This is a genomic window from Streptomyces fradiae ATCC 10745 = DSM 40063 (genome assembly GCF_008704425.1).
Taxonomy (GTDB): Bacteria; Actinomycetota; Actinomycetes; order Streptomycetales; family Streptomycetaceae; genus Streptomyces; species Streptomyces fradiae.
This window is the reverse complement of sequence record NZ_CP023696.1, coordinates 1,999,755-2,020,654: the sequence shown is the minus strand read 5'-3', so window position 1 is coordinate 2,020,654 and position 20,900 is coordinate 1,999,755. Positions and strand designations below refer to the sequence as shown.

General features: G+C 74.1%; 20 protein-coding genes. 17 read left to right on the top strand and 3 right to left on the bottom strand.

Annotated features, from left to right (window positions below; all coding sequences use genetic code 11):
- The first annotated feature begins 257 nt into the window (after positions 1-257).
- The 15 genes from hrcA (at position 258) to era (ending at position 14,866) form a co-directional block, all read left to right on the top strand.
- Positions 258-1,274, top strand: a complete 1,017-nt coding sequence (hrcA, locus tag CP974_RS09120) for a heat-inducible transcriptional repressor HrcA (protein ID WP_069979618.1) — start codon at positions 258-260, stop codon at positions 1,272-1,274.
- Entirely contained in the window at positions 1,275-2,414 is a 1,140-nt protein-coding gene (gene dnaJ, locus CP974_RS09115) for a molecular chaperone DnaJ (RefSeq protein WP_031128263.1), read from the top strand.
- Positions 2,415-2,765: 351 nt separating this feature from the next.
- The gene (locus tag CP974_RS09110) at positions 2,766-3,839 is read left to right on the top strand and encodes a nitronate monooxygenase (RefSeq protein ID WP_031128264.1); all 1,074 of its coding nucleotides are present in this window, start codon (positions 2,766-2,768) and stop codon (positions 3,837-3,839) included.
- A complete protein-coding gene (locus CP974_RS09105) occupies positions 3,836-4,579 on the top strand; it encodes a 16S rRNA (uracil(1498)-N(3))-methyltransferase (RefSeq protein ID WP_031128266.1) in 744 nt (247 codons plus the stop codon). The genes CP974_RS09110 and CP974_RS09105 overlap by 4 nt, the downstream gene beginning before the upstream one ends.
- A 366-nt stretch (positions 4,580-4,945) precedes the next feature.
- Positions 4,946-5,305 (top strand): histidine triad nucleotide-binding protein, encoded by a 360-nt coding sequence (locus CP974_RS09095; RefSeq protein ID WP_031128267.1) that lies wholly within the window; start codon positions 4,946-4,948, stop codon positions 5,303-5,305.
- A 5-nt stretch (positions 5,306-5,310) separates the two neighbouring features.
- Entirely contained in the window at positions 5,311-6,216 is a 906-nt protein-coding gene (locus CP974_RS09090) for a ribonuclease Z (RefSeq protein ID WP_031128269.1), read from the top strand.
- 14 nt (positions 6,217-6,230) lie between these two features.
- Positions 6,231-7,280 carry an adenosine deaminase gene (locus CP974_RS09085; protein ID WP_051838858.1) on the top strand — a complete coding sequence of 350 codons (1,050 nt, stop codon included), beginning with the start codon at positions 6,231-6,233 and terminating at the stop codon, positions 7,278-7,280.
- A 332-nt stretch (positions 7,281-7,612) separates the two neighbouring features.
- Positions 7,613-8,743, top strand: a complete 1,131-nt coding sequence (locus tag CP974_RS09080; protein ID WP_051838861.1) for a PfkB family carbohydrate kinase — start codon at positions 7,613-7,615, stop codon at positions 8,741-8,743.
- Positions 8,744-8,933: 190 nt separating this feature from the next.
- Positions 8,934-9,929, top strand: coding sequence for a PhoH family protein (locus CP974_RS09075; protein ID WP_078915298.1), 996 nt, complete (start codon positions 8,934-8,936; stop codon positions 9,927-9,929).
- Between the two features lie 28 nt (positions 9,930-9,957).
- Entirely contained in the window at positions 9,958-10,455 is a 498-nt protein-coding gene (gene ybeY / locus CP974_RS09070; protein ID WP_031128273.1) for an rRNA maturation RNase YbeY, read from the top strand.
- Positions 10,452-11,747, top strand: a complete 1,296-nt coding sequence (locus CP974_RS09065) for a hemolysin family protein (RefSeq protein WP_031128274.1) — start codon at positions 10,452-10,454, stop codon at positions 11,745-11,747. Before ybeY ends, CP974_RS09065 begins: the two co-directional genes overlap by 4 nt.
- Entirely contained in the window at positions 11,744-12,100 is a 357-nt protein-coding gene (locus CP974_RS09060; RefSeq protein WP_031128275.1) for an MmcQ/YjbR family DNA-binding protein, read from the top strand. The genes CP974_RS09065 and CP974_RS09060 overlap by 4 nt, the downstream gene beginning before the upstream one ends.
- 124 nt (positions 12,101-12,224) lie before the next feature.
- The gene (locus tag CP974_RS09055; protein WP_158100749.1) at positions 12,225-12,926 is read left to right on the top strand and encodes a sensor domain-containing protein; all 702 of its coding nucleotides are present in this window, start codon (positions 12,225-12,227) and stop codon (positions 12,924-12,926) included.
- Positions 12,927-12,986: 60 nt separating this feature from the next.
- Positions 12,987-13,340, top strand: a complete 354-nt coding sequence (locus tag CP974_RS09050; RefSeq protein ID WP_031128279.1) for a cytidine deaminase-like protein — start codon at positions 12,987-12,989, stop codon at positions 13,338-13,340.
- Between the two features lie 575 nt (positions 13,341-13,915).
- Positions 13,916-14,866, top strand: coding sequence for a GTPase Era (era, locus tag CP974_RS09045; RefSeq protein ID WP_037936326.1), 951 nt, complete (start codon positions 13,916-13,918; stop codon positions 14,864-14,866).
- A gap of 19 nt (positions 14,867-14,885) precedes the next feature.
- Here era and CP974_RS09040 read toward each other — a convergent pair whose 3' ends face one another.
- The gene (locus tag CP974_RS09040; protein WP_031128282.1) at positions 14,886-15,194 is read right to left on the bottom strand and encodes a protealysin inhibitor emfourin; all 309 of its coding nucleotides are present in this window, start codon (positions 15,192-15,194) and stop codon (positions 14,886-14,888) included.
- A 9-nt stretch (positions 15,195-15,203) separates the two neighbouring features.
- Positions 15,204-16,280, bottom strand: coding sequence for a M4 family metallopeptidase (locus tag CP974_RS09035; protein ID WP_031128283.1), 1,077 nt, complete (start codon positions 16,278-16,280; stop codon positions 15,204-15,206).
- 294 nt (positions 16,281-16,574) lie between these two features.
- Between CP974_RS09035 and leuA the strand changes: the two genes are divergently transcribed.
- Together leuA and CP974_RS09025 are read left to right on the top strand one after the other, a co-directional pair.
- Positions 16,575-18,344: a 2-isopropylmalate synthase gene (gene leuA, locus CP974_RS09030; protein ID WP_031128284.1), complete on the top strand. Its 1,770-nt coding sequence runs from the start codon at positions 16,575-16,577 to the stop codon at positions 18,342-18,344.
- A 158-nt stretch (positions 18,345-18,502) separates the two neighbouring features.
- Positions 18,503-19,207, top strand: a complete 705-nt coding sequence (locus CP974_RS09025; protein ID WP_031128285.1) for a TerB family tellurite resistance protein — start codon at positions 18,503-18,505, stop codon at positions 19,205-19,207.
- Between the two features lie 67 nt (positions 19,208-19,274).
- Here the strand turns inward: CP974_RS09025 and CP974_RS09020 are convergent, their stop codons facing one another.
- Positions 19,275-20,642, bottom strand: a complete 1,368-nt coding sequence (locus CP974_RS09020) for an FAD-dependent oxidoreductase (RefSeq protein ID WP_031128286.1) — start codon at positions 20,640-20,642, stop codon at positions 19,275-19,277.
- Positions 20,643-20,900: the final 258 nt, after the last annotated feature.

Sequence of the window (20,900 nt, the reverse complement as noted above, 5' to 3'; positions counted from 1 at the left end):
CGCGCCCGGTGGCGCCCGGCCGCACGCCGCCGCGCGCCCGGCAGCACCGCGCTTCCGGCACCGCACGGCAGGTGGCTTCCGGCACCGCACGGCAGGTGAGCGGCCCCGCTCGCCGTCGCGCTCGCCACGCCGCCCTTGCCAGGCATCGACCCCGGCGCCGTACACTGGCGGCGGGGATGATTGGCACTCGGACACGGTGAGTGCCAGCAGACGTCAGCCGACCGGAGCAGGACCGGAACGAACTGGAGGTGCGCGCCGTGCTCAGTGAACGCAGACTCGAGGTCCTGCGCGCCATCGTCCAGGACTACGTCGGCACCGAGGAGCCCGTCGGCTCCAAGGCGCTCACCGAGCGCCACAAGCTCGGCGTGTCACCGGCCACCGTCCGCAACGACATGGCGGTGCTGGAGGAGGAGGGCTTCATCGCCCAGCCCCACACCAGCGCCGGACGCATCCCCACGGACAAGGGCTACCGCCTCTTCGTCGACAAGCTCGCCGGAGTCAAGCCGCTGTCGCCGCCGGAGCGCCGGGCCATCCAGAACTTCCTGGAGGGCGCGGTCGACCTGGACGACGTCGTGGGCCGCACGGTCCGGCTGCTCGCCCAGCTCACCCGCCAGGTCGCGGTGGTGCAGTACCCCTCGCTGACCCGGTCCACGGTGCGCCACGTGGAGCTGCTGTCGCTGGCCCCGGCCCGGCTGATGCTCGTCCTGATCACGGACACCGGGCGGGTGGAGCAGCGGATGGTCGACTGCCCCGCCCCGTTCGGCGAGACGTCCGTCGCCGACCTGCGCGCCCGGCTGAACAGCCAGGTCGTGGGGCGGCGGTTCGCCGACGTGCCCAGGCTGGTGCAGGACCTCCCCGAGTCCTTCGAGCCGGAGGACCGCGGGACGGTCTCCACGGTGCTCTCCACGCTGCTGGAGACGCTGGTGGAGGAGACCGAGGAGCGCCTCGTGATCGGCGGCACCGCCAACCTCACGCGCTTCGGGCACGACTTCCCGCTCACCATCCGGCCGGTGCTGGAGGCGCTGGAGGAGCAGGTCGTGCTCCTCAAGCTGCTCGGCGAGGCGACGGACCCCGCCATGACCGTGCGCATCGGCCACGAGAACGCCCACGAGGGGCTCAATTCCACGTCGGTCGTCGCGGTCGGCTACGGTTCGGGCGACGAGGCGGTCGCCAAACTCGGCGTGGTCGGACCGACCCGCATGGACTACCCCGGAACGATGGGAGCGGTACGCGCAGTGGCACGTTACGTCGGACAGATCCTGGCGGAGTCGTAAGTGGCCACGGACTACTACGCCGTACTCGGCGTGCGCCGCGACGCGTCCCAGGACGAGATCAAGAAGGCGTTCCGGAGGCTCGCCCGCGAGCTGCACCCGGACGTCAACCCCGATCCGAAGACGCAGGAGCGGTTCAAGGAGATCAACGCCGCCTACGAGGTGCTGTCGGACCCGCAGAAGAAGCAGGTCTACGACCTCGGCGGCGACCCGATGTCCTCGTCCGGCGGGGCCGGCGCGGGCGCGGGCTTCGGCGCGGGCGGCTTCGGCAACTTCTCCGACATCATGGACGCCTTCTTCGGTACGGCGTCCCAGCGCGGCCCCCGGTCGCGCACCCGCCGCGGCCAGGACGCCATGATCCGGCTGGAGATCGAGCTCGACGAGGCCGCGTTCGGCACGACGAAGGAGATCCAGGTCGACACGGCCGTCGTGTGCACCACGTGCTCCGGCGAGGGCGCGGCGCCCGGCACGTCGGCGCAGACCTGCGACATGTGCCGCGGGCGCGGTGAGGTCTCGCAGGTGACGCGGTCCTTCCTGGGCCAGGTCATGACGTCCCGCCCGTGCCCGCAGTGCCAGGGCTTCGGCACGGTCGTGCCGACGCCGTGCCCGGAGTGCGCGGGCGACGGCCGGGTGCGCTCCCGGCGGACGCTCACGGTCAAGATCCCGGCCGGTGTGGACAACGGCACGCGCATCCAGCTCGCCGGCGAGGGCGAGGTCGGCCCCGGCGGCGGCCCGGCGGGCGACCTGTACGTGGAGATCCACGAGCTGCCGCACCCGGTCTTCCAGCGGCGCGGCGACGACCTGCACTGCACGGTGACCATCCCGATGACGGCGGGCGCGCTCGGCACGAAGGTGCCGCTGGAGACGCTCGACGGCCTGGAGGAGGTCGACATCCGTCCGGGCACGCAGTCGGGCCAGTCGATCCCGTTGCACGGGCGGGGCGTCACGCACCTGCGCGGTGGCGGGCGCGGCGACCTCGTCGTGCACGTCGAGGTCCAGACGCCCACCAAGCTGGACGCCGAGCAGGAGCGCCTGCTGCGGGAACTGGCGGAGCTGCGCGGCGAGGAGCGGCCGCTGGGCCAGTTCGCGCCGGGCCAGCAGGGCCTGTTCTCGCGCCTGAAGGACGCCTTCAACGGCCGCTAGCGGTACCGCCGCCCCGTCGGCCCCGGCCCCCGAGGCCGGGGCCGACGCGCGCCCGCCCCGACCGCGCGGCCCCGCCCAGGCCGCCCCGGCCGTACGGCCCCCGCCCGGACCGCCCCGGCCGTACGGCTCCGCCCTGCGCGCCGTACGGCCGGCACCCGCCCCGGCCGCGCGGCCGCGGCGCCGGCAGCGTCCGCACCGGCCAGGGGCACCCGCCCGTACGGGGGGCGCCCCGTGGTCCGGGCCGTCCACCGCGGGCCGCTCCGAAGCCCCCGCGGGTGCCCCGCCCGTACCCCGCCCGGGGCTTCGCGGCGCGGATTCGATGGGGGCGCGGGGGCGTGACACCATGCGTCCATGTCCTCCGCGCTGACCGATCTCTGCCGGTACCCGATCGTGCAGGCGCCCATGGCCGGCGGCGCCTCCTGCCCGGAGCTCGTCGCCGCCGTGTCCGAGGCGGGCGGCCTCGGGTTCCTGGCGGCCGGGTACAAGACGGCCGACGGCATGTACCAGGAGGTGCAGCGGGTCCGGGGGCTCACCGCCCGCCCCTTCGGCGTCAACCTCTTCATGCCGCAGCCGGGCCAGGCGGACGCCGCCGCCGTCGACCTGTACCGCCAGCAGCTCGCCGGTGAGGCCACCTGGTACGACACGCCGCTCGGCGACCCGGACCGCGGCCGGGACGACGGCTACGACGCCAAGCTGGCGATCCTCCTCGACGACCCCGTACCGGTCGTGTCGTTCACCTTCGGCTGCCCCGCGCCCGAGACGGTGGCCGCCCTCGCGCGCGCGGGCACCCGCACGGTCGTCACCGTCACCAGCGCCGACGAGGCGCGCGCGGCGCAGCGCGCGGGCGCCGACGCCGTGTGCGTCCAGGGCGTCGAGGCGGGCGGCCACCAGGGCACCCACCGGGACGACCCGGAGGCCGGGACGTGCGGCACCGGCCTGCTGACGCTGATCACCAGGATCCGCGAGGCGGTGCGGCTGCCGATGCTCGCCGCCGGCGGCCTGATGCGCGGCGCCCAGATCGCCGCCGTCCTCGCGGCGGGCGCGGAGGCCGCCCAGCTCGGCACCGCCTTCCTGGTGTGCCCCGAGTCCGGCGCCGACCCGCTGCACAAGCGGGCCGTCACCGATCCGCTGTTCACCCACACCGAGCTGACCCGCGCGTTCTCCGGCCGCCCCGCCCGCGGCCTGGTCAACCGCTTCGTGCGGGAGCACGGGCCGTACGCCCCGGCCGCCTACCCCGAGGTGCACCACCTGACCAGCGGGCTGCGCAAGGCCGCCGCACGCGCCCAGGACCCGCAGGGCATGGCCCTGTGGGCCGGGCAGGGCCACCGGCTGGCCCGCGAACTGCCCGCCGGGCAGCTCGTCGACGTACTCCACTGCGAACTCCGGTCGGCCGTCTCCGCGCTGGCCGTGGAAGGTGCCTCATGACCGCCCCCGTCTTCGTCGCCGACGACCTGACGGCCGCCGCGCCCGGCGCGGTGCTCACCCTCGACGGACCGGAGGGGCGGCACGCGGTGTCGGTGCGCCGCCTGCGCGTCGGCGAGGAGGTCGTCCTCACGGACGGCGCCGGGCGCGGCGCGTACGGCACGGTCGCCGCCGTGGAGGGCAGGGACCGCCTCGACGTGGCCGTGGCCGAGGTGCGGGACGAGGCCGCGCCCGCGCCCCGCATCACGGTCGTGCAGGCCCTGCCCAAGGGCGACCGGGGCGAACTGGCCGTCGAGACGATGACCGAGACCGGGGTCGACGCGGTCGTGCCCTGGCAGGCCGCCCGGTGCATCACCCAGTGGCGCGGCGACCGGGGCGCGAAGTCCCTGGCCAAGTGGCGGGCCACCGCGCGCGAGGCGGGCAAGCAGTCCCGCAGGCTCCGCTTCCCCGAGGTCGCGGACGCCGCGACCACCGCGCAGGTGGTCCGGATGCTGGCCGAGGCCGACTTCGCGGCCGTCCTGCACGAGGAGGGCGCCGAGCCGCTCGCCACCGCGCCGCTGCCGGCGGGCGGCCGGATCGTGCTGGTCGTCGGCCCCGAGGGCGGGGTGGCCCCGGACGAGCTGGCCGCGTTCGCGGCGGCCGGGGCCAGGCCGTACCGGCTGGGGCGCAGCGTCCTGCGGACCTCCACGGCCGGCACGGCGGCGACCGCGCTCCTCCTCGGCCGCACCGGCCGCTGGTCCTGACCCGCCCGGCCTCCCCGGCCGCCGGCTGACCACCCGGCCGTCCCGCCGGGGCACCCCGCGCGCTCCGGGACGGGCCCGCCCGGCGCCTCCTCCCGGCGTCCTCCCCGACGCCCGCCCGGCGTCCCCCCCCCCCGACGCCCGCCCGGCGTCCCCCCCCCCGACGCCCGCCCGGCGTCCCCCCGACGCCCGCCCGGCGTCCCCCGGCGTCCTCCCGCGGCGCGCGTTGCGCTCGGCGCGCCCCCCCCCGCGGGCGGACCACTCGGCCGTCCCTGGCCGTCCCCGGCTGTCCCCGGCCGTCCCCGGCCGGGCACGGGGCGGCGATAGGGTACGGACGTATCTGCCGTCCGAGGAGAGAGGGCCGCCAGCATGGCCGGAGAGCCGCGCAGCGACTGCCTGTTCTGCAAGATCGTTTCGGGGGAGGTGCCCGCGACGGTCGTCCGCGAGTCGGAGACCACCCTCGCGTTCCGCGACATAAACCCCCAGGCGCCCGTCCACGTGCTGGTCATCCCGAAGGCGCACCACGCGGACGCCGCCGCGCTCGCCGCCGCCGCGCCGGAGGCCGCCGCCGACGTGCTGCGCGAGGCCGGCGCGGTCGCCGAGCAGGAGAAGACCGACGGCACCGGCTACCGGATCGTGTTCAACACGGGCGCCGGCGCCGGCCAGACCGTCTTCCACGCCCACGCCCACGTCCTCGGCGGGCGCGGTCTCGAATGGCCCCCCGGGTAGCCCACGTGTCCGTACGGGAACTCGTCGTGCTGGGCACCGCCAGCCAGGTGCCCACACGCCACCGCAACCACAACGGCTACCTGCTCCGCTGGGACGGCGAGGGCATCCTCTTCGACCCGGGCGAGGGCACCCAGCGGCAGATGCTGCGGGCCGGGGTCGCCGCGCACGACATCGACCGGATCTGCGTCACCCACTTCCACGGCGACCACTCCCTGGGCCTGGCGGGGGTCATCCAGCGCATCAACCTCGACCAGGTCCCGCACCCCGTCGCCGCCCACTACCCGGCGTCCGGGCAGCGGTTCTTCGAGCGGCTGCGGTACGCCACCGCCTACCGCGAGCGGGCCGACATCGTGGAGGTCCCCGTGGCCGCCGACGGACCCGTCGCGCAGACCCCCGGCTACACCCTGGAGGCCCGCCGCCTGTCGCACCCCGTCGAGTCGTTCGGGTACCGGCTCACCGAGCCCGACGGGCGCCGCATGCTGCCCGAGCGGCTCGCCGCGCACGGGATCAAGGGCCCCGACGTCGGCCTCCTCCAGCGCGAGGGCGCCCTGCGCGGGGTGCGGCTGGAGGACGTCAGCGAGGTACGGCCGGGCCAGCGCTTCGCGTTCGTCATGGACACCCGCCTCTGCGACGGCGTCCACGCGCTCGCCGAGGGGTGCGACATGCTCGTCATCGAGTCGACGTTCCTCGACGAGGACGCCTCGCTCGCCGTCGAGCACGGCCACCTGACCGCGGGGCAGGCCGCCGCCGTCGCCCGCGACGCGCGCGTGCGCCACCTCGTCCTCACCCACTTCTCCCAGCGCTACGGCGACCCGTCCGCCTTCGAGCGGCAGGCCCGCGCCGCCGGGTTCGACGGCGAGCTGACCATCGCCCAGGACCTCGTCCGCGTGCCCCTCCCCAAGCGCCCCTAGGAACGACCGCCCCCATGAACCGCCCCCACGTGCACGACGCCCGGGTGAACGACGCCCGCGCGCACCTCCCCGAGCACCTGCCCAAGGCCGAGCTGCACCTCCACATCGAGGGCACCCTCGAACCGGAGCTGGCCTTCGCCCTCGCCGCCCGCAACGGCGTCGACCTGCCCTACGCCGACACCGACGCGCTGCGCCGCGCCTACCGCTTCGAGGACCTCCAGTCGTTCCTCGACCTGTACTACGCGCTCATGGCCGTGCTGCGCACCGAGGACGACTTCGCCGAGCTCGCCGACGCCTACCTGGCGCGGGCCGCCGCGCAGGGCGTGCGGCACGCCGAGGTCTTCTTCGACCCGCAGGCCCACACCTCCCGCGGCGTGCCCTTCGGCACGGTCGTGGAGGGCCTGGCGCGGGCCCTGGAGGGCGCCGAGGAGCGGCACGGCGTCACCACGCGGCTGATCATGTGCTTCCTGCGGGACGAGTCCGCCGAGTCCGCGATGGCGACCCTGGAGGAGGCCCGGCCGTACCTGAGCCGCATCACCGGCGTGGGCCTCGACTCCGCCGAGGTCGGGCACCCGCCCGCCAAGTTCCGCGAGGTGTACGAGGCCGCCGCCGCGCTGGGCCTGCGCCGGGTGGCCCACGCCGGCGAGGAGGGCCCGCCGTCGTACATCCGCGAGGCGCTGGACCTCCTGGGGGTCGAGCGGGTCGACCACGGCCTGCGGGCGCTGGAGGACCCGGAGCTGGTCGAGCGGCTCGTACGGGAGGGGGTGCCGCTCACGCTGTGCCCGCTGTCCAACGTCCGGCTGCGCGCGGTGGACGCGCTGGCGGACCACCCGCTGAAGGCCATGATGGACGCCGGGCTCCTGGTCACCGTGAACTCCGACGACCCGGCCTACTTCGGCGGGTACGCCGGCGACAACCTCGGCGCCGTGCGCGACGCCCTCGCCCTCACCGGCGAGGACCTGCGGCGACTGGCCCGGAACTCCTTCCGGGCGGCCTTCCTCGACGACGACGAGGAGCGGCGGGCCCGGTACCTCGCCGAGGTGGACGCCTACCCCCTCGACTGACCGGGCCGCCCCGGCCCACCGGCGCCCCGGCCCACCGGCGCCCCGGCCACGGCGCCCCGGCCCCTGACGACGGCGCCCCGGCCACCTGACCACGGCTCCCGCGACCGGAGTTCCCGAACCGCGGCCCCCGGCGGGCCCCATCCGGCACACTGGCCAGATCAGCACCGCGTGACCGGGAGCCCGCCGTGACCACACCCGACGCCGTCCCCGCCCCCTGCCCCGACGCCGCCCCCGGGGCCCCCGAAGCCGCCGGCAGCCGGGGCCCCGCAGCGCCCCGCCCGGGCGCCCCGCGCGCCGGGGCCCCGCACCACGGAGCCGACCACACCGGTGGCGTGCGCTCCGGGGGCGCGCACGGGGCCCCGCAGCGCCCCGGGACCGGACACACCGCGGGCGTGGACCCGCTGGGCACCCTCCGCACCCCCTCGGACCCCGAGTGCGACGTCTTCCTCACCGGCACGGTCTTCCTCGACATCGTCTTCACCGGCCTCGACAGCGCACCCGCGCGCGGCACCGAGACCTGGGCGCGCGGCATGGGCTCCAGCCCCGGCGGCGTCGCCAACATGGCGACCGCCCTGGCCCGGCTGGGGCTGCGCACCTCCCTGGCCGCCGCGTTCGGCGACGACCACTACGGCGAGTACTGCTGGGACGCGCTGGAACAGGGGGAGGGCATCGACCTGAGCCGCTCGCGCACCGTGCCCGGCTGGCACTCCCCGGTCACGGTGTCCATGGCGTACGAGGGCGAGCGGACGATGGTGTCGCACGGTCACGAGGCGCCCCCGCCGGAGGGCTCCGTCCCCGCCTGCCCGCCCCGCGCGCGGGCCGCCGTGGCCTCCCTGGCACCCGGCCGCGCCGAGGAGTGGGTGGCCGGGGCCGCCGGGCGCGGCACGCGGGTCTTCGCCGACGTGGGCTGGGACGAGACGGGCCGCTGGGACCTGGCCGCGCTGCCCGGCCTGGAGCACTGCGAGGCGTTTCTGCCCAACGCCGAGGAGGCCGTGCGCTACACCCGCACCGACTGCCCGCGCGCCGCCGCCCGCGCCCTCGCCGAGCGGGTGCCGCTCGCCGTGGTGACGCTCGGCGCGCAGGGCGCGTACGCGGTGGACTCCGCCACCGGGGAGACCGCCGAGGTGCCGGCCATCGAGGTCGCCGCGCTGGACCCGACGGGCGCCGGGGACGTGTTCGTGGCCGGGTTCCTCACCGGCACGCTCGCCGGGTGGCCGCTCGCCGACCGGCTGGCCTTCGCCGGGCTGACCGCCGCGTTGTCCGTGCAGGAGTTCGGCGGCTCGCTCTCCGCGCCCGGCTGGGTGGAGGTCGCCGCCTGGTGGGGGTACGTGCGGGGCTGCTCCGGACAGGACCCGGCCGCGCTGCGCCGGTACGCCTTCCTCGACCGGCTGCTGCCCGCGCCGACCCGGCCGTGGCCGCTGCGCCGCGCGGTGCCGACGATCGGCTTCGGCCGCTCCGCCTGAGCGGCCGCTCCCGAGGCCGCGCCCCAGGGATGCTCCCGAGGCCGCCCCGGGGGGCAAGACCGTGCGCCGGGCGGGGAGCTGAGCGAAAACGCTTCGGGGTTGTCGCCCGAACGCCGTACCCTGGCAGCAGAGGTTGTCGAGCGGCGAGAACCCTGCAACAGGAGGTATGCGCAGGCCACAGAGCCGGCCCATGACTCAGACACCGACAGACCAGGTACGAGCCCACTTCACCGTACCCGCCAAGCATCCGATGGTGACCGTGCTCGGCTCGGGCGACTCCCTGCTCCGCGTGATAGAGCGGGCCTTCCCCCGCGCCGACATCCACGTCAGGGGCAACGAGATCAGCGCGGTGGGCGAGGCAGCCGAGGTGGCCCTCATCCAGCGGCTGTTCGACGAGATGATGCTGGTGCTGCGCACGGGGCAGCCGATGACGGAGGACGCGGTGGAACGCTCGATCGCCATGCTCAAGGAGGAGACCGGGGGAGCGGCCGTCGAGACGCCGTCCGAGGTCCTCACCCAGAACATCCTCTCCAGCCGCGGCCGCACCATCCGCCCCAAGACGCTCAACCAGAAGCGGTACGTCGACGCGATCGACAAGCACACGATCGTCTTCGGCATCGGCCCGGCCGGCACGGGCAAGACCTACCTCGCCATGGCGAAGGCGGTCCAGGCCCTGCAGTCCAAGCAGGTCAACCGGATCATCCTCACCCGGCCCGCCGTCGAGGCGGGCGAGCGGCTCGGCTTCCTGCCGGGCACGCTCTACGAGAAGATCGACCCGTACCTGCGGCCGCTGTACGACGCGCTGCACGACATGCTCGACCCCGACTCCATCCCCCGCCTGATGGCGGCGGGCACGATCGAGGTCGCCCCGCTGGCGTACATGCGCGGCCGTACGCTCAACGACGCGTTCATCATCCTCGACGAGGCGCAGAACACGAACCCCGAGCAGATGAAGATGTTCCTGACCCGGCTCGGCTTCGACTCGAAGATCGTCATCACCGGTGACGTGACCCAGGTCGACCTGCCGAACGGCACCAGGAGCGGCCTGCGGCAGGTCCAGGACATCCTCGACGGCGTCCCGGACGTCCACTTCTCCCACCTCACGTCCCACGACGTCGTACGGCACAAGCTGGTCGGCCGTATTGTCGACGCGTACGAGAAGTACGACAGCCGCAACGGGCGCTGACGAACCAGAGCGAGAGACCCCACAGCACATGTCGATCGACGTCAACAACGAGTCCGGCACCGAGGTCGACGAGCAGTCGCTCCTCGACGTCGCCCGCTACGCGCTCGCGCGCATGCGCATCCACCCCCTGTCCGAGCTGTCGGTGATCGTCGTGGACGCCGACGCGATGGAGCAGCTGCACATCCAGTGGATGGACCTGCCGGGCCCGACGGATGTCATGTCCTTCCCGATGGACGAGCTGCGTCCGCCCTCCAAGGACGACGAGGAGCCCCCGCAGGGGCTCCTCGGTGACATCGTGCTCTGCCCCGAGGTCGCCGAGCGGCAGGGCCGCGAGGCGCCCACGGGCCACTCCATGGACGAGGAGCTGCAGCTCCTCACCGTCCACGGGGTGCTCCACCTCCTCGGCTACGACCACGAGGAGCCCGGCGAGAAGGCCGAGATGTTCGGCCTCCAGGCGGCGATCATCGACGGCTGGCGGGCGGAGAAGGGCCTCACCGGCCCCTCCCCGGCGCCGACCCTCTCATGACCGGACAGCTCGTCCTGGGCGCGGTCGCGCTCGTCGTGGTCGCCTGGCTCGCCGCGTGCGCGGAGGCCGGCATCGCCCGCGTCTCCGGCTTCCGCGCCGCCGAGGCCCTGCGGTCCGGGCGGCGCGGCGCGGCCCGGCTCGTCCAGGTGGCCTCCGACCCCACCCGCTACCTCAACGTGGCCCTGCTCGTGCGGGTCGCCTGCGAGACGGCGGCCGGCGCGCTCGTCACCTACGTGTGCCTGGAGGAGTTCGCGGAGACGTGGAGCGCGCTGGTCGTCGCGATCGGCGTGATGGTCCTCGTCTCGTACGTCGCCGTGGGCGTCTCGCCGCGCACGATCGGCCGCCAGCACCCGCTGAACACGGCGACCGCCGCCGCCTACGTGCTGCTGCCGCTCGCCCGGATCATGGGCCCGATCCCGCAGCTGCTCATCCTCATCGGCAACGCCCTCACCCCCGGCAAGGGCTTCCGCAAGGGCCCCTTCGCCTCGGAGGCGGAGCTGCGCGCCATGGTCGACCTGGCGGAGCAGGAGTCGCTCATCGAGGACGAGGAACGCCGCATGGTGCACTCGGTCTTCGAGCTGGGCGACACCCTGGTCCGCGAGGTGATGGTGCCCCGCACGGACCTGGTGTCGATCGAGCGCTACAAGACCGTCCGGCAGGCGCTCACGCTCGCCCTGCGCTCCGGCTTCTCGCGCATCCCCGTGACCGGGGACAACGAGGACGACGTGGTGGGCATCGTCTATCTGAAGGACCTGGTCCGCAAGACCCACATCAACCGCGAGGCGGAGGCCGACCCGGTCTCCTCGGCGATGCGCCCGGCGGTGTTCGTCCCGGACACCAAGAACGCCGGCGACCTGCTGCGGGAGATGCAGCGGGAGCGCAACCACTGCGCGGTCGTCATCGACGAGTACGGCGGCACGGCCGGGATCGTCACGATCGAGGACATCCTGGAGGAGATCGTCGGCGAGATCACCGACGAGTACGACCGCGAGCTGCCGCCCGTCGAGACGCTCGGCGACGGCCGCTTCCGGGTGACGGCCCGCCTCGACATCGGCGACCTCGGCGAGCTGTTCGGGCTCGACGCGTACGACGACGAGGACGTGGAGACGGTCGGCGGCCTGCTCGCCAAGGCGCTGGGCCGCGTCCCGATCGCCGGGGCCACGGCCGTGGTCGACCTGCCGGACGGGCGGGGGCTGCGGCTGACCGCCGAGTCCCCGGCGGGCCGGCGCAACAGGATCGTGACCGTGCTGGCGGAGCCCGTACGGCCGGAGACGGAGGACGAGGCCGCGTGACCCCCGAGCAGCTCAAGGCGTTCTGCCTGGAATTCGACGACGCCGTGGAGGAGTTCCCCTTCGGCCCGGAGGTCTCGGTCTTCAAGGTGGCCGGGAAGATATTCGCGCTCGCCGACCTCGACGAGCACCCGCTCACCGTGAACCTCAAGTGCGAGCCGGAGAACGCGCTGCGGCTGCGCGCCGACCACCCGGACGTGGTCGTCCCCGGCTACCACATGAACAAGCGCCACTGGAACACGGTGTCCGTCGCGCGGCTGCCGGAGCCCCTGGTCAGGGAGATGATCGAGGACTCCTACGACCTGGTCGTCGCCGGCCTGCCGAAGGCCGTGCGCCTGCGCCTGGACCGCCCGTAGGGGCCGCGGGGCCGGATGCCGGGGGCGGCGGATATCCTCACCGCGGCCCGCGAGGGCGGGGACGGGGAAGCCGACTCCCCGAGATCACCACAACCATGGTGGGCACCACACCATGTACGTCCGCATGCGCCGAGGCGCCGTCGTCGCACTCACCGCGTCCGCCCTGTTCCTGACCGCCGCGTGCGGCGGCTCCTCCGACGAGGAGGGCGGCAAGGGGGCGCCGGAGGGCGGCGCCGGGCAGAAGCCCGCGGCGGCTCCGCTCACCGAGGCCCAGATGAAGGCGGGCCTCCTGGAGGTCGCCGACCTGCCGACCGGCTGGAAGGTGGAGGCGGCCGCGCCGTCCGAGGACAAGCCGAAGGCGGAGAAGCCCGAGTGCCAGCCGCTGGCGCAGCTCATGTCCGACGAGGTCGAGGGCGCCACGGAGGGCGGGGAGCGCGAGTTCGGCCGGGACGGTGACAGCGCCATCCTCGCCCAGCAGATCTTCACCTACGCCGACGACGCCGCCGCGAAGGCGTTCGTGAAGAGCGTCGGTGACGCCGTCGGCGCGTGCGCCACCTTCACGACCGTCCAGGACGGCGAGAAGATGACGGTCACCGCCGAGAAGCTGACCGCCCCGCAGGTCGGCGAGGAGACCGTCGGCCTCCGGCTCGGCATGGACATCCCCCAGCTCGGCATGAAGCTGGAGTCCGACGTGCTGGTCGCCCGCCAGGGCGCCGGGATGATGCGCCTGGCGTACGTCCCGATGGGCGAGAAGCCCGACCACTCGGGCTTCGAGGACCTGGCCAAGCGCGGCGGCGACAAGTTCGTCAAGGGCGCCCAGGGCTGAGGCCGGCAGGGCGACGGGGCGGCCGGGGAGTTCCCGGCCGCCCCTGCTTATGCTCGGGGCATGACGCAGAGCACCGAACTCGACCCCGAGGACCGCAAGATCATCACGCTGGCGCGCAGCGCCCGCGCCCGCAACGGCGTGCCCGAGGGCGCGGCGGTCCGGGACGAGACGGGCCGGACGTACGTCGCCGGGACGGTGGCGCTGGAGTCGCTCCGGCTGAGCGCCCTCCAGACGGCCGTGGCGATGGCCGTGGCCAGCGGGGCGAAGTCCCTGGAGGCGGCGGCCGTCGTCTCCGAGGCGAACACCCTCGCCGCCGCCGACCGCGCCGCCGTCCGCGACCTGGGCGGCCCCGCCGTCCCGGTCCTCCTCGCCGGTCCCGACGCGCAGGTGCGCGCCCGCGTGACGGCGGGCTGAGCCCCGCGGCGCGCGGGGGCGCCCTTCCCCGCGTGGCGGCCGGGCCCCGTGCGGTAGGTACGGGTCCGGCCCCCGCGCGGGACGCCGGCCCCATCGTGCCTGTCGGTGCCGCCGCTTGGAGCTGCGGCGCCCACGTGCCGCGTACCGCCGCACGTGCACGCGCGGCCGGCAGGCCCCACCGACCGTGTCGGTGCCGCCGCCTCGCGGCGGCGTTGCGGCGCCCGCGTGCGGCCGCACGTGCCGCGCGTCGCCCCTGTGCCCCGCGCCGCCCCGCGTGCCGCGTGCCGTGCCGGCCTCCCGTGGCGGACGTGACCTCACGCCCGGTGCGCGCCGATGCCGTGGCGGACGTGGCCCCCGAGGCGCCGGCCGGTGGCTGTCCGTCCTGCTCGGCGTCGTTCCCGTGGCGGACGAGGCCCCGCCCGTACGGGCCGGTGCCCGCCCCCTGTCGGGTGCCCGTCCGACGCGGCGTGCGCCGCTCCCGCGTCCCGTGCCCGCCCCCGCGCGGGGGCGGGCACGGGACGCGGGCGGCCGGAGCGGCCCCCGCGCGGTTCGTGGCCGGGCCGCGATCGGGGAGAATGGCTGCCATGAGCGTTCGCACACCAGAATCCGAAGCGACCCACCGCGCGGGCTTCGCCTGCTTCGTCGGGCGCCCCAACGCCGGCAAGTCCACCCTCACGAACGCTCTGGTCGGTCAGAAGGTGGCCATCACCTCCAACCGCCCGCAGACGACGCGGCACACCGTGCGGGGCATCGTGCACCGCCCGGACGCCCAGCTCGTGCTGGTCGACACGCCTGGCCTGCACAAGCCGCGCACGCTGCTGGGCGAGCGGCTCAACGACGTCGTCCGCACGACCTGGGCGGAGGTCGACGTGATCGGCTTCTGCCTGCCCGCCGACCAGAAGGTCGGCCCCGGCGACCGGTTCATCGCCAAGGAGCTGGCCGGGATCAGGAAGACCCCGAAGATCGCGATCGTCACCAAGACCGACCTGGTCGACTCCAAGGCGCTCGCCGAGCAGCTCCTGGCCGTCGACCGGCTCGGCAAGGAGCTGGGCATCGAGTGGGCGGAGATCGTCCCGGTCTCCGCCGTCGGCGACACCCAGGTCCAGCTCCTCGCCGACCTGCTGGTCCCGCTGCTGCCCGAGGGCCCGGCGCTCTACCCGGAGGGCGACCTCACGGACGAGCCCGAGCAGGTCATGGTCGCCGAGCTGATCCGCGAGGCCGCGCTCGAAGGCGTACGGGACGAGCTGCCCCACTCCATCGCGGTGGTCGTCGAGGAGATGCTGCCCCGCGAGGACCGTCCCGCCGACAAGCCGCTGCTGGACATCCACGCCAACGTCTACATCGAGCGCCCCAGCCAGAAGGGCATCATCATCGGCCCCAAGGGCAAGCGCCTGAAGGAGGTCGGCATCAAGTCCCGCAAGCACATCGAGGCGCTGCTGGGCACCCCGGTCTTCCTGGACCTGCACGTCAAGGTCGCCAAGGACTGGCAGCGCGACCCGAGGCAGCTGCGCAAGCTCGGCTTCTGAGCCCTCTGGGGGGCGCCCGTCAGGCGCCCTCCCGCAGCACGCGGGAGGCCAGCTCCCGCTGCGCGCCGGTCAGGTGCGGCTCCGCGCAGCGGACGGTGCGCCCGTCCACCGTGATCTCGTACGAGAAGCCGTCCGGCATGCGGGACGGCCCGCCGCCCGGCCCCGAGCGGGCCGCCTCCGCCGGGGCCGCCCCGACGGGGGCCGCCTCCGCGAGGGCCGCCTCCACCAGGGCGTGCCAGACGGAGGCGTCGGCCAGGGCCGCCGTGTCCACCTCCGCCCGGCGCTCGATGCCCGCGAAGCCACCCGTACGCCGTACCTCGATCCGCATGGCCCCGTTCTACCCCCTGGTGGGCACCCCCACCGTGGACCACGCCTTGAGGACCGCCTCGGTCTCCGCGCCGCCCTCGCCGAACCGCTCCCGCGCCGCCGCCACCGTCAGCCGGGCGAACGCCGCGAAGTCGGCCGTCTCCTTGAGCTTGCCGCCGGTCAGCACGTCGTACCAGATCTGCCCGGCCCGCTCCCAGGCCGGCCCGCCCAGCGCCGTGGCCACCAGGTAGAAGGCGTGGTTGGGGATGCCCGAATTGATGTGCACCCCGCCGTTGTCGGCGGCGGTGTCCACGTAGTCGGCCATCTTCGCCGGCTGCGGGTCCTTGCCGAGGACGTCGTCGTCGTACGCCGTGCCGGGGGCCTTCATGGAGCGCAGCGCCACGCCCTGCACCTGGTCGGAGAGGAGGCCCGCGCCGATCAGCCAGTCGGCCTCGCCGGCGCTCTGGCCGAGCGTGTACTGCTTGACCAGCGAGCCGAAGACGTCGGACATGGACTCGTTGAGGGCGCCGGGCTGGCTGAAGTACGCCAGGTTCGCGGTGTACTGGGTGACGCCGTGGGCCAGTTCGTGGCCGATCACGTCGACCGGGAGGGTGAAGTCCTTGAAGATCTCGCCGTCCCCGTCGCCGAAGACCATCCGCTCGCCGTTCCAGAAGGCGTTGCCGTAGTCCCGGTCGTAGTGGACGGTCGCGTCGAGCGGCAGTCCGGCGCCGTCGATGGAGTCCCGCCCGTACGCCGCCAGGAACAGCTCGAACGTCGCGCCGAGCCCGGCGTACGCGCGGTTGACGGTGGCGTCCCCCGTGGGCTCCCCGCCCTCGGAGCGCACCTTCCTGCCCGGCAGGCGGGTGCGGTTCTCCGCGTCGTGGACGGTGCGGCGGGGGGCGCCCGACGGTTCGGGGACGCCGCTCGGGGCGGGGCGGACGCCGGTGACCGTGGTCAGGCGGCGGGTGGTGCGGTTCGCCTCGTCGGCGACGAGGGTACGGCGGGCCGCCGCGGCCACCGCCGGGTCGGCGGAGCGGCTCAGCCGGTCCAGCAGGTGCGGCGGGACGATCGTGCAGAAGACGGGCGTGGGGGAGTGCTGTGCGGTCATGTCTGGCAATGTGGCAGTGTGTCATCGCAAAGTCACTCGTTGCGACGACGGTTGACGAAAAGGAGTGATTCCTCACCGTTCGAGGGTTGTCGGAGCGGAATCCCGCATACTGGAACGGCACCGCCGCTTCCCGGGGCGCTGGGCTAGGCTGCTGCGCATCATGCGTTTCGGGCTGCTTCTCCTTAGCTGCCGCGGCGAGGGCCTGTAGTTCTTAGGCCGACCCCCTCCCCGCGGAGTCTGGTGATGCTTCGAACCGTCGGCCGTCCACTCACCGGACCCGAGGAGCCCCACGCGATGTCCCAGACCGCAGCCCCTTCCGTCGGCCGCCGCACGCCGGTCACCAACGCGACGCACACCCAGAAGCCGTCCGGCATGCCGATCCACAAGTACGGCCCGTACGAGGCCGTCGACCTGCCGGACCGCACGTGGCCCGACCGCCGCATCACCAAGGCGCCGCGCTGGCTGTCGACCGACCTGCGGGACGGCAACCAGGCGCTGATCGACCCGATGTCCCCCGCGCGCAAGCGGGCCATGTTCGACCTGCTCGTACGCATGGGCTACAAGGAGATCGAGGTCGGCTTCCCCTCCTCGGGCGAGACGGACTTCGCGTTCGTCCGCTCGATCATCGAGGAGGGCGCGATCCCCGAGGACGTGACGATCTCGGTGCTGACGCAGGCCCGCGAGGACCTGATCGAGCGGACCGTCGAGTCCCTGCGCGGCGCCCACCGGGCGACCGTGCACCTGTACAACGCGACGGCGCCGGTCTTCCGCCGGGTCGTCTTCCGCGGCTCCAGGGACGACATCAGGCAGATCGCCGTGGACGGCACCCGCCTGGTGGTGGAGTACGCCGAGAAGATCCTGGGCGACGACACCGTCTTCGGCTACCAGTACAGCCCGGAGATCTTCACCGACACGGAGCTGGACTTCGCGCTGGAGGTCTGCGAGGCCGTCTGCGACGTCTGGCAGCCCGAGGCCGGCCGCGAGATCATCCTCAACCTGCCCGCGACCGTGGAGCGTTCCACGCCGTCCACCCACGCGGACCGCTTCGAGTGGATGTCGCGCCACCTGACCCGCCGCGAGTTCGTGTGCCTGTCCGCGCACCCGCACAACGACCGGGGCACGGCCGTCGCGGCGGCCGAGCTGGCCGTCATGGCCGGTGCCGACCGGATCGAGGGCTGCCTGTTCGGGCAGGGCGAGCGGACCGGCAACGTCGACCTGGTCACCCTGGGCATGAACCTGTTCAGCCAGGGCATCGACCCGCAGATCGACTTCTCGCAGATCGACGAGATCCGCCGGACCTCCGAGTACTGCAACCAGATGGAGGTCCACCCGCGCCACCCCTACGCGGGCGACCTGGTCTACACGGCCTTCTCCGGCTCCCACCAGGACGCCATCAAGAAGGGCTTCGACGCCATGGAGGCCGACGCGGCCGCCGCCGGCAAGACCGTGGACGACATCGAGTGGGCCGTGCCCTACCTGCCGATCGACCCCAAGGACGTCGGCCGCTCCTACGAGGCGGTCATCCGGGTCAACTCGCAGTCCGGCAAGGGCGGCATCGCGTACGTCCTGAAGAACGACCACAAGCTGGACCTGCCGCGCCGGATGCAGATCGAGTTCTCGAAGATCATCCAGGCGAAGACCGACGCCGAGGGCGGCGAGGTCACCCCGGCCGCCATCTGGGCCGTCTTCCAGGACGAGTACCTGCCCAACCCGGACAACCCGTGGGGCCGCATCCAGCTCCGCTCCGGGCAGACCACCACCGACAAGGACGGCACCGACACCCTGACCGTCGAGGCGGTCGTGGACGGCGCCGACACCGTCCTGACCGGCACCGGCAACGGCCCGATCTCCGCCTTCTTCGACGCGCTGAACGCCGTCGGCGTCGACGCCCGGCTGCTGGACTACCAGGAGCACACGATGAGCGAGGGCGCCTCGGCGCAGGCCGCCTCCTACATCGAATGCGCCATCGACGGCCGGGTGCTGTGGGGCATCGGCATCGACGCCAACACCACCCGCGCCTCCCTGAAGGCGGTCATCTCGGCCGTCAACCGCTCCGCCCGCTGACGCCGCCGCGCACCGGCCCGCCGAACCCCGCCCACCGCCGTGGGCGGGGTTCGGCCATGTCCTGGCGTTCTCACGACGAGGTGCTGACGCCACCTCGCGGATGTGGCTAACATCACGTCATCGTCGGCAAGGTGGCCGAGGCGTCAGGAGGTACGACGGTGCTGCCAGCGCGGGGAACACGCGAATCGAGTGGCCGCAGACTCCGCATGTGGTCCGTCCACACCGCGTGGCACACCATCGGCGACGGCGAGTTCTTCTGCCCCGGCTGCGGCGGCGACCGCAACTACCGGCGCCGCACGGGCCGCCGCCGCCTCGCCGTGCTGGGCGTGCCGGTGCTGCCGCGCGGGCTGGCCGGCCCGGTCGTCGAGTGCGCCGCCTGCCACGACCGGTTCGGCACGGAGGTGCTGGACCACCCGACGACGGCCCGCTTCTCCGCGATGCTCCGCGACGCCGTCCACACGGTCGCCCTCGCGGTCCTCGCCGCCGGCGGCACGTCCTCGCCCACCGCCGTGCGGACCGCCGTCCACGCCGTACGGGCCGCCGGGTACGACGACTGCACGGACGACAGCCTCACCGGCCTCGTGGAGGCGCTGGCCGCCGACACCGGACGCTACTTCGGGGACGCGGACGGGCCGTGCGGCGCCGCCCTGGCCATCGAACTGCACGAGGCGCTGGAGCCGCTCGCCCCGCACCTCGCGGCGGCCGGCCGGGAGTCCGTCCTCCTCCAGGGCGCCCGCATCGCCCTGGCCGACGGCGCCTACATCCAGGCCGAGCGGGAGGTGCTCACCACCGTGGGCAACGCCCTGCTCCTGCGGCCCGACGACACGGCCCGGCTCATGGAAGCGGCGCGCGCCCCGTTCTGACCGCCCGGAGGGGCGGGGCGAACGGGGCGCGCGCCGGACGGCGGGGCCGGGCGGCGGGGCCGGACGGTCAGGCCTCGACGCCGCTGGCCCGCAGCATCTCCTCGCGCTCCACGATCTTGATCCGCTCGCGGCCCTCGGCCTCGCCGAGCGCCCGCTCCGCGGCGTCCAGCCGGTACCAGCCGTCCCACGTCGTGTACGCGACGCCCCTGCCCTCCAGGAACGCCACCACGGCGTCCTCCTGCGGGGCCTCCGGCGTGTGCAGCCGGCCCTCGCGGTGGTCCTCCAGCAGGTTGGCCACGGTCTCGTTGGCGTCGCCCTTGGTGTGGCCGATCAGGCCGATGGGGCCGCGCCGGATCCAGCCGGTCACATAGGTGGAGGTGACGTGCTCGCCGCCCTCCACGACCCGGCCGCCCCGGTCCGGGACCGTGCCGGACGCGGCGTCCCACGGCAGCTTGGGCAGCTCCTCCGAGAGGTAGCCCACCGCGCGGTACACGGCCTGGACGTCCCAGGTGGTGAACTCGCCGGTGCCGCGGACGTTGCCCGTGCCGTCCAGCTCGGTGCGCTCGGTGCGCAGGCCGACGACCCGGCCGTCCTCGCCGAGGATCTCGGCGGGCGACTCGAAGAAGTGCAGGAACAGCTTGTGCGGCCGGTCGCCGACGTCGCGGATCGCCCAGTTCTCCAGGGTCTTGGCGACCATGTCGACCTGCTTGTTGGAGCGGCGCGCGTCGATCGACCCCTGGTCGTAGTCGATGTCCTCGGGGTTGACGATGACCTCGATGCTGGGGGAGTGGTCCAGCTCGCGCAGCTCCATGGGGCTGAACTTGGCCTGGGCGGGGCCGCGGCGGCCGAAGACGTGGACCTCCAGCGCCTTGTTGGCCTTCAGGCCCTCGTAGACGTTGGCCGGGATCTCCGTCGGCAGCAGCTCGTCGGCGGTCTTGGCGAGGACGCGGGCCACGTCCAGGGCGACGTTGCCGACGCCCAGCACCGCGACCTTCTCGGCCTCCAGCGGCCACGTGCGCGGCACGTCGGGGTGGCCGTCGTACCAGGAGACGAACTCGGCCGCGCCGTAGGAGCCGTCGAGGTCGACGCCGGGGATGTTCAGCTCCCGGTCGGCCTCGGCGCCGGTGGAGAAGATCACGGCGTCGTAGAAGGCGCGCAGATCGTCCAGCGTGATGTCGGACGGGTACGAGACATTGCCGAAGAGGCGGATCTGCGGCTTGTCCAGCACCTGGTGCAGGGCGGTGACGATGCCCTTGATGCGCGGGTGGTCGGGGGCGACGCCGTACCGGATGAGCCCGAACGGCGCCGGCATCCGCTCGAACAGGTCGATGGAGACACCCGGGTCGTTGGCGGCCTCGGACTTCAGCAGCGCGTCGGCGGCGTAGATGCCGGCCGGGCCGGCACCGACGATCGCGACCCGCAGGGGGCGGGGCATGGCAGGTTCCCTTCGACAGTCAGCACTTCTCACCCGCCAGCCTCGCGAGCACAGGGGTGGAGCGGTACCCGCTTCGGAGCTATGACCGCATAAGCCTCGCTTATGGGTCCCCGAAGTGAGGGTTGGAGCTCACGGCCCGGACGGGCCGCGATCACCAGCTTATGAGCACACCGGCCGAAACCCGGAGCCGGGGTGGTGACGGGGGCCCGGCCCGCCCTGGGCCGGACCGGGCCGCCCGGCCCGTACGGGACAATGGGC